The organism is Streptomyces sp. sk2.1, assembly GCF_008120935.1.
Classification (GTDB): Bacteria; Actinomycetota; Actinomycetes; order Streptomycetales; family Streptomycetaceae; genus Streptomyces.
On record NZ_RDBO01000055.1, the window covers coordinates 643,035 to 651,857 of the forward strand.

Sequence of the window (8,823 nt, forward strand, 5' to 3'; positions counted from 1 at the left end):
GGCCCCCCGACACCGCCGCACCACCGCCCTTCCGCAGCTCGACGCACCCGCCGCTTCGAAGGGACCCGCCAGGATGCACGTGTTCCACAGCGACCACCCCGCCGTACCGACGCTCGACCTCCCCATCCACGACGCGGTCCTCGGCGACGCCGCCGCGTACGGCGACACGGTCGCGCTGATCGACGGCACGGACGACACCTCCGCCCTCACCTACCGGCAGCTCGACACCTTCCACCGCCGCATCGCCGCCGGACTCGCCGAGGCCGGACTCCGCAAGGGCGACGTCCTGGCCCTGCACAGCCCCAACACCATCGCCTACCCGGCGGTGTTCTTCGGCGCGACCAGGGCCGGTGCCACCGTCACCACCGTCCACCCCCTCGCCACGGCGGAGGAGTTCGCCAAGCAGCTCCGCGACTCCGCCGCCCGCTGGATCGTCACCGTCTCCCCGCTCCTGCCCACCGCGCTCGCCGCCGCGGAACTCGCCGGGGGCATCGAGCGGATCCACGTCTGCGACCGGGCCGAGGGACACCCCTCCGTACTCGACCTGCTCGCCACCACCGCCCCCGAACCCCGCGTCACCGTCGACCCCGCCGAGGACGTCGCCGCCCTCCCGTACTCCTCCGGCACCACCGGAACCCCCAAGGGCGTCATGCTCACCCACCGCTCCATGGGCACCAACCTGGAGCAGCTCCGCCCCTTCGTCCCCATGGGCCCCGGTGCCCGCATCCTGGCCGTCCTGCCCTTCTTCCACATCTACGGCCTCACCGCCCTGATGAACGCCCCGCTGCGGCTGGGCGCCACCGTCGTCGTACTGCCCCGCTTCGACCTCGACCAGTTCCTCGCCGCGATCGAGAAGCACCGCATCACCGGCCTGTACGTGGCCCCGCCGATCGTCCTCGCCCTGGCCAAGCACCCCGCGGTCGACCGCTACGACCTCTCCTCCCTGGAGTACGTCGTCAGCGCCGCCGCCCCGCTCGACGCCGAACTCGCCGCCGCCTGCTCGAAGCGGCTCGGCCTGCCGCCGGTGCGCCAGGCGTACGGCATGACGGAACTCTCCCCGGGCACCCACGTCGTCCCGCTCGCCGCCGAGAACCCGCCGCCCGGCACGGTCGGCAAGCTGCTGCCCAGCACCGAGATGCGCATCGTCCCGCTGTCCGACTCCTCGTCCGGGCACGGCGAGATCCTCATCCGCGGCCCGCAGGTGATGAAGGGCTACCTCGGCCGCCCCGAGGCCACCGCCGACATGATCGACGCCGATGGCTGGGTGCACACCGGCGACATCGGACACGTCGACGAGCACGGCTGGCTGTTCGTCGTCGACCGGGTGAAGGAGCTGATCAAGTACAAGGGCTACCAGGTCGCCCCCGCCGAACTCGAAGCCGTCCTCCTGACCCACCCCTCCGTCACCGACGCCGCCGTCATCGGTGTGACCGACGACGAGGGCAGCGAGGTCCCCAAGGCATACGTCGTCCGCCGGTCCTCCGCCCCCGACCTCACGGCGGACGACGTCATGACGTACGTCGCCGAGCGCGTCGCCCCGTACAAGAAGGTCCGGCAGGCCGAGTTCATCGACGCGATACCGCGCGCCACCTCGGGCAAGATCCTCCGCCGCGAACTGCGCGACCGGGAACGGAACCACTGACCGCGTACAGGACTCAGGGCCGCTCGGGCCTGCGGGCGAGGAAGGTGGCGAAGGTCCTCTCGGCCCCTTCGGCGGGCTCCTCCACCAGCCGTGCGGTGAGGACGAGCCCGGCCTGCCTCAGGAGCTCGGCGAGCCGGTCGGGCGGCAGCAGGTAGGACTCGTAGGACACCGGGAGGCCGCCGTACGCCTGCGTGGGACGCAGATGCTGGCCGGCCCCCACGTGCCCGGCCAGCATCACATGGCCCCCGGGCACGAGGGTCCGGTGGAACTCGCCGAACACCACCGGCAGCAGCTCCGGCGGCGTGTGGTGGGTGGAGTAGTACGCGAGGACGCCTCCGAGGGCCTCGTCCGCGATCGGGAGCGCGGTCATCGAGCCGACCCCGAAGGACAGACCGGGATGGGTGTCGCGGGCCAGCTCGATCATGGCGGGCGACAGGTCCAGGCCGAACGCGGGCACGTCCCGTTCGGCGAGGTGGGCCGTGACCCTGCCGGGCCCGCACCCCAGGTCGGCGACGGGCCCGAGCCCGGCCGTCCGCACCGTCTCCGCGAAGACGTCCAGCATCCCCCGCGACAGCGGGTCCAGCTCCGCCGGGGACCTGACCCGCTCGAAGTAGGCGGAGGCGACGGTGTCGTACGACTTCCGGACGGCGGCGAGGTGGGAGGCGTCGGGCATGCGGGCGACTCTAACGAAGGCCCGTGGCGCCCGACTTCGGGGAACCGGCCGGGGCCGTCCCATGACGGCCGGTCGTCACCGCGGATCGTCGCGCAGGTCCCGGACGTACCAGTCGAACTGTGTACCGCCGTTGCCGGGCGGCCGCTCGCCGGGGCCGAACCCTGCCCGCCGCGCGACCGCGGCGGACGCGCGATTCTCCGGATCGACCTGGATCACCGCCTCCTCGCCGCCCTCGGCGGCCGCGTAGCGCGACGCCAGCAGGACCGCGCGGGTGGCCAGGCCCCGCCCCCGCCAGGAGGGGTAGAGGCCGTAGGCGACGTTCACCTGGCCGGGGGCCAGGCCCTCCTCCGCGAACCGCAGGTCGACCGTCCCCGCGAGCGCCCCGTCGGGGCCCACCCGGATGCCGAAGGCGCGGAGCGGCCCGCCGCTGTCCCACTGCTCCCGGCAGTGCCGGAAGTACGCCTCGACGCCCTCGCGCGTGTCGGGGCCGCCGTTGAGCCAACGGACCAGCAGTTCGTCCTCCCCCGCGAGATGCGCCTCCGCGTCGTCCGGGCGCAGTGGCGACAGAGTGATGGTCCCGTCGGACAGTCTCACCTCATGCATCCGACGATCCTCGACGCCGAAGCCGCCTCGCGCCATCGGATTCCGGGAACGCCACCCGGAACCGGAAAGCGCGGCGACGGAGAAAACGTGGCGACGGGGAAAGTGCGACGACGGAGAAAACGTGGCGACGGAGAAAGCCCGGAGCCGGAAATCATGCAAGCGTGCTTGATTGTTCCTGCTCCCGCTGCCACGCTCGACGCGATGCCCCCGCAGCAAGGAGAGTGACCGATGAGCCGGCTCGCCGCCCCCGTCCACGACCGGGGCATCACCACCCTCGCCCTCGACTCACCGGCCAACCGCAACGCGCTCTCCGCGGCCATGGTCGACGAGCTCGCCACCGCCCTGGACGCGTGCGCGGCCGACGACACCGTACGGGCCGTCGTCCTCACCCACACCGGCAACACCTTCTGCGCCGGCGCCGACCTCACCGCACCGCCCGACCCGCACGCCCTCGTCGCCCTGATGCGGCGGATCGTCGCCCTGCCCAAACCCGTCGTCGCCCGGGTCACCGGACACGTCCGGGCGGGCGGCCTCGGACTGCTCGGCGCCTGCGACATCTCGGCGGCCGGCCCCGACGCCTCGTTCGCCCTCACCGAGTCCCGGCTCGGCCTCGCCCCCGCCGTCATCTCCCTGCCGCTGCTGCCCCGGACCGACCCGCGCGCCGCCACCCGCTACTACCTCACCGGCGAACGCTTCGACGCCGACGAGGCCGCCCGCATCGGCCTGATCACACTCGCCGTCGGACCCGGCGAGGACATCGACAAGGCACTCGCCCCCGTGCTGGACGGCCTGCGCAAGGCCTCCCCCCAGGGGCTGAGGGCATCGAAGGAGCTGGTCACGGCTACTGTGCTGGAAAGCTTCGACCAGCACGCCGAAGACCTCATCGCCCGCTCGGCGGCACTCTTCGCCTCCGCCGACGCCCGGGAAGGAATGACGGCCTTCCTCGAACGACGGGACCCCGCATGGGCGTTGTGATGCCCCCCACCGACCGGACCCCCAAGCAGGACCGCAGCCGCGCCACCCGCCGCAGGCTCCTCGAAGCCGCCGTCTCCTGCCTGGCCGAACACGGCTGGGCGGGCTCCACGGTCTCCGTCGTCGCCGAACGCGCGGGCGTCTCGCGCGGCGCGGCCCAGCACCACTTCCCGACCCGCGAGGACCTGTTCACCGCGGCCGTCGAGTACGTCGCCGAGGAACGCTCCGCCGCCCTGCGCGCCCTGCCCGTCCAGGGGCGCACGGAGGTCGTCGCCGCACTCGTCGACCTGTACACCGGGCCGCTCTTCCGCGCCGCGCTCCAGCTCTGGGTCGCCGCGTCCAACGAACCGCAGCTCCGCCCCCGCGTCACCGAACTCGAAGCCCGCGTGGGCCGCGAGACCCACCGCATCGCCGTCGAACTCCTCGCCGCCGACGAGACGAAGCCCGGTGTGCGCGAAACCGTCCAGGGCCTCCTCGACATGGCCCGCGGCCTGGGCCTGGCCAACGTCCTCACCGACGACACGGCCCGCCGCCGGGGAGTCGTGGCGCAGTGGGCGCGGCTGCTGGACGAGGCACTGGGCCGAGCCGCGGCAAGTAGGGCTGGCACCAGGGACGTTGGGGGGAAATCCGCAGTGATCCCCGGGGTGTCGCGCGGCTAGCGTCGATCCGCGTGAGACACGGACAGAGCAGAGCGAACAGACCTTCCGCCCGCACGGTCGTCCTGGCCGCGGTCACGGCACTGCTGGCCGCCGCACCCGCACCGGCATCCGCGCACGCCACGAACACCGCGCACGCCCCGAGCGGCACCCCGAAGAGCACCGCCCCCGGCCTCGACCGCTACTACGACCAGCGCCTCACCTGGGGCAGCTGCGCCACCGGACCCGACGACACCGTGGGCCAGGACCTCGACAGGGCCGGGGTCCAGTGCACCGACGCGACCGTCCCGCTCGACTACTCCGACCCCACCGGCCGCACCATCACCGTCGCCGTCTCCCGGCTCGGGGCCACCGACACCCGCCACCGCATCGGCGCCATCCTGCTCAACAACGGCGGCCCCGGCGGCACCGCCGTCGAGTCCCCGCCGCACATCCGCAAGGCCATGAAGGGCGTCGGCGCGCTACGACATCATCGGCTTCGACCCCCGCTTCGTCGGCCGCAGCACCCCGCTGGACTGCGACTGGCCCACCGGCATGTTCTTCCGCTCGGCCGGACCCGACCGGGCCGGCTTCGACCGCCAGACCGCCTTCCAGAAGAACCTGGCCGACCAGTGCCGGGCCACCGACGCCGACGTGCTCCCGCACGTCACCACCCGCAACACCGCCCGCGACATGGACGTCATCCGCGGCGCCCTCGGCGAACGGAGGATCTCCTACCTCGGCTACTCGTACGGCACCTACCTCGGCACCGTCTACAGTCAGATGTTCCCCGGCCGCTACGACCGGATGGTGCTCGACGGGGCGATCGACCCGGACGAGTACGGCCCCCGGCTGATGCGCGACGGAGTGCGCGAGAACGAGCGGGCGCTCGCCGCCTGGGCCGACTGGGCCGCCGCCCGCCACGACACCCACCGCCTCGGCCGCACCCGTGCGCAGGTGCTCGCCACCGTCGACCGCGTCGCGAAGACCGCCGCCCGCGAACCGCTGGTCCTCGGCACCGGGGACGACACCTTCCGGATCGACGCCTCCCACATACCGCTGCTGCTCTTCATGTCGCTCGCCGACGACCACGACGCGACCCGGGCCGAACTCGGCGAGACCGTCTCGGTGCTCTCCGAGGCCGCGAAGGGGCGCCCGACCCCCCTCTCACCGGGGCTCGTCGGGGCGTTCCGGTTCATCCTGACCGGCGAGCAGTCGCGGGCGGGCAGCGTGCAGACCGCGATCCTCTGCGGCGACCGGGCCGCGCCCCGCGACCCCGAGACCTACTGGCGGGACATCGAACGCGGCCGCGCCGCCCACCCGCTGTTCGGTCCCATGACCGACAACATCCTGCCGTGCGCCTTCTGGGACCGGCCCCGCGAGGAGCCGACCCGGGTGGAACGGGACGCCCCCGCACTGATCGTGGGAGCCACCGGCGACCCGCGCACCACCTACCGCGGCACCCTCGAACTGCACCGCAAGCTCCCCGGCTCCCGGCTCGTCACCCTGGAGGGAGCCAACCGCCACGGTCTGTACGGCGAGTACGGCAACGCCTGCGTCGACAACCGGGTCAACCGCTACCTGGCCACCGGAAAGCTGCCCACCAAGGACCTGACCTGCGTCAAGTGAGCAGGAGCGGACGGGCGTCCGGCACCGGGGAACCCCGGGACCGGACGCCCGTCCCCGTTCCTCAGTTCGCCAGGTCCGCGAGCTGGTCGTACCCCGGGATCTCCCGGGGGTCGCGCGAGCCCGGACCGACGTACCGCGCCGAGGGCCGCACCAGCCGCCCCGTCCGCTTCTGCTCCAGGATGTGCGCCGACCAGCCCGCCGTACGCGCGCACGTGAACATCGACGTGAACATGTGCGCCGGAACCTCCGCGAAGTCCAGCATGATCGCCGCCCAGAACTCCACGTTCGTCGCCAGCACCCGGTCCGGGCGCCGCGCGTGCAGCTCCTCCAGCGCGGCCTTCTCCAGCGCCTGCGCCACCTCGAACCGCGGCGCGCCCAGCTCCTCGGCGGTGCGCCGCAGCACCCGCGCCCGCGGGTCCTCCGCCCGGTACACCCGGTGCCCGAAGCCCATCAGCCGCTCGCCCCTGTCCAGGGCCTTCTTCACGTACGCGGTGGCGTCGCCGGTCCGCTCGATCTCCTCGATCATGCCGAGCACCCGGGACGGCGCCCCGCCGTGCAGCGGCCCCGACATCGCGCCCACCGCACCCGACAGCGCGGCCGCCACGTCGGCGCCGGTCGACGCGATGACCCGGGCGGTGAACGTGGAGGCGTTCATGCCGTGCTCGGCGGCCGAGGTCCAGTACGCGTCGACGGCCTTCACATGCTTGGGGTCCGGCTCGCCGCGCCAGCGGATCATGAACCGCTCGACGACGGAACCGGCCTTGTCGATCTCGCTCTGCGGCACCATCGGCCGCCCCTGCCCGCGCGCCGACTGGGCGACGTACGACAGCGCCATCACGGCGGCCCGCGCCAGGTCGTTGCGCGCGGTCTCCTCGTCGATGTCCAGCAGCGGCCGCAGACCCCACACCGGGGCCAGCATCGCCAGCGCGGACTGCACGTCGACCCGGATGTCACCGGAGTGCACCGGGATCGGGAACGGCTCGGCCGGCGGCAGCCCGGGGTTGAACGCCCCGTCGACCAGCAGGCCCCAGACGTTTCCGAACGACACGTGGCCGACGAGATCCTCGATGTCGACACCCCGGTAACGGAGCGCACCGCCTTCCTTGTCCGGTTCGGCGATCTCCGTCTCGAACGCGACGACTCCCTCTAGTCCCGGTACGAAGTCGGACATGGCGGCTCCCTCGGTCGACGGCTCTGTGGAGGCCCTGCGGCGGCCTGCCCCAAGATATTGGCGGCTTTCCCCGACCCGGGGGAAGCGTGACATCCGGCACAGGAGGACCCGGTCACCACCGGGTGCGGCTCCTCGTTCCTGTCCACCTGCATACCCCTCCGGTGCCGGGCGGGAACGGACGCTGCGGCAGGATGACCCCGTGCCCACCGCAGACTCTCCCTCCGATTCCACCACCGATCCGGCCGCGATGCGCGAGCAGTACCGCTCCGAGGCCTTCACCGAGGACAAGCTGGCCGACGACCCGATGCGGCAGTTCGCCCACTGGTTCCGGCAGGTGGCCGTGGGCGGGGTGCTCCACGAGCCCAACGCCATGATCGTCTCCACCGCCACTCCCGAGGGCCGGCCGTCCTCCCGCACGGTGCTGCTGAAGAAGTACGACGAGCGCGGCTTCGTCTTCTTCACCAACTACGAATCCCGCAAGGGCCGCGAACTGGCCGCCAACCCGTACGTCTCGCTGCTCTTCCCCTGGCACCCGATGGCCCGCCAGGTCATCGTCACCGGCAGGGCGGAACGCGTCGGCCGCGAGGAGACGGTCGCCTACTTCCGCACCCGCCCGCACGGCTCCCAGCTCGGCGCCTGGGCGAGCGCCCAGTCGACGGTGATCGGCACCCGCGAGGAGCTCATCGCCCGCTACGAGGAACTGGCCGCCCGCTACCCGGAGGGCGAGCACGTCCCCGCGCCCCCGCACTGGGGCGGCTACCGCGTCGTCCCCGACACGATCGAGTTCTGGCAGGGCCACCCGAACCGGCTCCACGACCGGCTGCGGTACGTCCGCGAGGGCAAGGACTGGCGCGTCGAGCGCCTGTGCCCGTAGGACTCCCGGCCCGCCGGAAACCCCCGGCCGCGAAAGGCCCCGGACACGCAGAAACCCGCAGGCTCTGGTCCCTCCTTGCGGAGGAGCCGGCCGGACTTACCGGCGAGCCTGCGGGTCGGTGACTGCTTGGGATTGGCCGACGACCGGCCTGCACTGCAAAGAGCGCGACAACGGGCGTCAGCCCGCAGCCACCTCACGAGTCCGAGAAGAAATCACTTCCGGAACACCTCCTTTCTTCGCTGCCATGCAGCCTAGGAACGCCTGCGGCACCGCACAACCGAATTAATGACGGGGTCGTTTTCCGGGAAGTCGGTGTGCGTCGGTTCCCCTTCGAGTTCAATGGTCTGACGTGCGGAAATGCCGAATGCGTCCTGCGGGGGGTACGGGGTGAGTGCGTCCATGAGCAGTGGAACGGCCGAGGCGCTGGGGCCTGACGAGGGGCCGGGGGCCAAGTCCGGGGCCGAGTTGCTCGCGGCGTTGCTGGACGGGATGGACGCCGCGCTCTGCGCGTTCGACGCGGACGGCACCATCACCCACTGGAACCGAGAGGCCGAGCGGATTCTCGGCTGGTCCGCCGAGGAGGCCGTGGGGCGTCCCGGGTTCGCCGGGTGGGCGGTGCGGCGG

General features: G+C 72.6%; 9 protein-coding genes and 1 pseudogene. 7 read left to right on the forward strand and 3 right to left on the reverse strand.

Annotated elements, in window-relative coordinates; genetic code table 11:
- The first annotated feature begins 73 nt into the window (after nucleotides 1-73).
- Nucleotides 74-1,642 carry a 4-coumarate--CoA ligase family protein gene (locus EAO76_RS20350; RefSeq protein WP_148837303.1) on the forward strand — a complete coding sequence of 523 codons (1,569 nt, stop codon included), beginning with the start codon at nucleotides 74-76 and terminating at the stop codon, nucleotides 1,640-1,642.
- Nucleotides 1,643-1,655: 13 nt separating this feature from the next.
- Here EAO76_RS20350 and EAO76_RS20355 read toward each other — a convergent pair whose 3' ends face one another.
- Nucleotides 1,656-2,315 (reverse strand): class I SAM-dependent methyltransferase, encoded by a 660-nt coding sequence (locus EAO76_RS20355; RefSeq protein WP_148837304.1) that lies wholly within the window; start codon nucleotides 2,313-2,315, stop codon nucleotides 1,656-1,658.
- Between the two features lie 75 nt (nucleotides 2,316-2,390).
- Nucleotides 2,391-2,918: a GNAT family N-acetyltransferase gene (locus EAO76_RS20360; RefSeq protein ID WP_148837305.1), complete on the reverse strand. Its 528-nt coding sequence runs from the start codon at nucleotides 2,916-2,918 to the stop codon at nucleotides 2,391-2,393.
- Between EAO76_RS20360 and EAO76_RS20365 the strand changes: the two genes are divergently transcribed.
- The 4 genes and pseudogenes from EAO76_RS20365 (at nucleotide 2,913) to EAO76_RS20380 (ending at nucleotide 6,154) form a co-directional block, all read left to right on the forward strand.
- Nucleotides 2,913-3,143 carry a hypothetical protein gene (locus EAO76_RS20365; protein WP_148837306.1) on the forward strand — a complete coding sequence of 77 codons (231 nt, stop codon included), beginning with the start codon at nucleotides 2,913-2,915 and terminating at the stop codon, nucleotides 3,141-3,143. The genes EAO76_RS20360 and EAO76_RS20365 overlap by 6 nt on opposite strands.
- A gap of 3 nt (nucleotides 3,144-3,146) precedes the next feature.
- A complete protein-coding gene (locus tag EAO76_RS20370; RefSeq protein WP_148837307.1) occupies nucleotides 3,147-3,893 on the forward strand; it encodes an enoyl-CoA hydratase family protein in 747 nt (248 codons plus the stop codon).
- Nucleotides 3,893-4,549 (forward strand): TetR/AcrR family transcriptional regulator, encoded by a 657-nt coding sequence (locus EAO76_RS20375; protein ID WP_262375602.1) that lies wholly within the window; start codon nucleotides 3,893-3,895, stop codon nucleotides 4,547-4,549. The genes EAO76_RS20370 and EAO76_RS20375 overlap by 1 nt, the downstream gene beginning before the upstream one ends.
- Before the next feature lie 11 nt (nucleotides 4,550-4,560).
- A pseudogene (locus EAO76_RS20380) lies at nucleotides 4,561-6,154 on the forward strand (alpha/beta hydrolase).
- 61 nt (nucleotides 6,155-6,215) lie between these two features.
- Here EAO76_RS20380 and EAO76_RS20385 read toward each other — a convergent pair.
- A complete protein-coding gene (locus EAO76_RS20385) occupies nucleotides 6,216-7,325 on the reverse strand; it encodes a citrate synthase 2 (protein WP_148837308.1) in 1,110 nt (369 codons plus the stop codon).
- Nucleotides 7,326-7,572: 247 nt separating this feature from the next.
- Here EAO76_RS20385 and pdxH point away from each other — a divergent pair, with 247 nt between their 5' ends.
- Both pdxH and EAO76_RS20395 read left to right on the forward strand, forming a co-directional pair.
- Nucleotides 7,573-8,199, forward strand: a complete 627-nt coding sequence (gene pdxH / locus EAO76_RS20390) for a pyridoxamine 5'-phosphate oxidase (RefSeq protein WP_148837447.1) — start codon at nucleotides 7,573-7,575, stop codon at nucleotides 8,197-8,199.
- A 387-nt stretch (nucleotides 8,200-8,586) separates the two neighbouring features.
- Nucleotides 8,587-8,823: PAS domain-containing protein (locus EAO76_RS20395; protein ID WP_148837448.1), on the forward strand; the 237-nt coding region annotated here is incomplete at its 3' end.

What these genes read in the sequence shown, in the direction of transcription:
- EAO76_RS20350 (WP_148837303.1), top strand. Translation starts at nt 74, where the DNA reads ATGCACGTGTTCCACAGCGACCACCCCGCCGTACCGACGCTCGACCTC.
- EAO76_RS20355 (WP_148837304.1), bottom strand. Translation starts at nt 2,315, where the DNA reads ATGCCCGACGCCTCCCACCTCGCCGCCGTCCGGAAGTCGTACGACACC.
- EAO76_RS20365 (WP_148837306.1), top strand. Translation starts at nt 2,913, where the DNA reads ATGCATCCGACGATCCTCGACGCCGAAGCCGCCTCGCGCCATCGGATT.
- EAO76_RS20360 (WP_148837305.1), bottom strand. Translation starts at nt 2,918, where the DNA reads ATGCATGAGGTGAGACTGTCCGACGGGACCATCACTCTGTCGCCACTG.
- EAO76_RS20370 (WP_148837307.1), top strand. Translation starts at nt 3,147, where the DNA reads ATGAGCCGGCTCGCCGCCCCCGTCCACGACCGGGGCATCACCACCCTC.
- EAO76_RS20375 (WP_262375602.1), top strand. Translation starts at nt 3,893, where the DNA reads ATGCCCCCCACCGACCGGACCCCCAAGCAGGACCGCAGCCGCGCCACC.
- EAO76_RS20385 (WP_148837308.1), bottom strand. Translation starts at nt 7,325, where the DNA reads ATGTCCGACTTCGTACCGGGACTAGAGGGAGTCGTCGCGTTCGAGACG.
- pdxH (WP_148837447.1), top strand. Translation starts at nt 7,573, where the DNA reads ATGCGCGAGCAGTACCGCTCCGAGGCCTTCACCGAGGACAAGCTGGCC.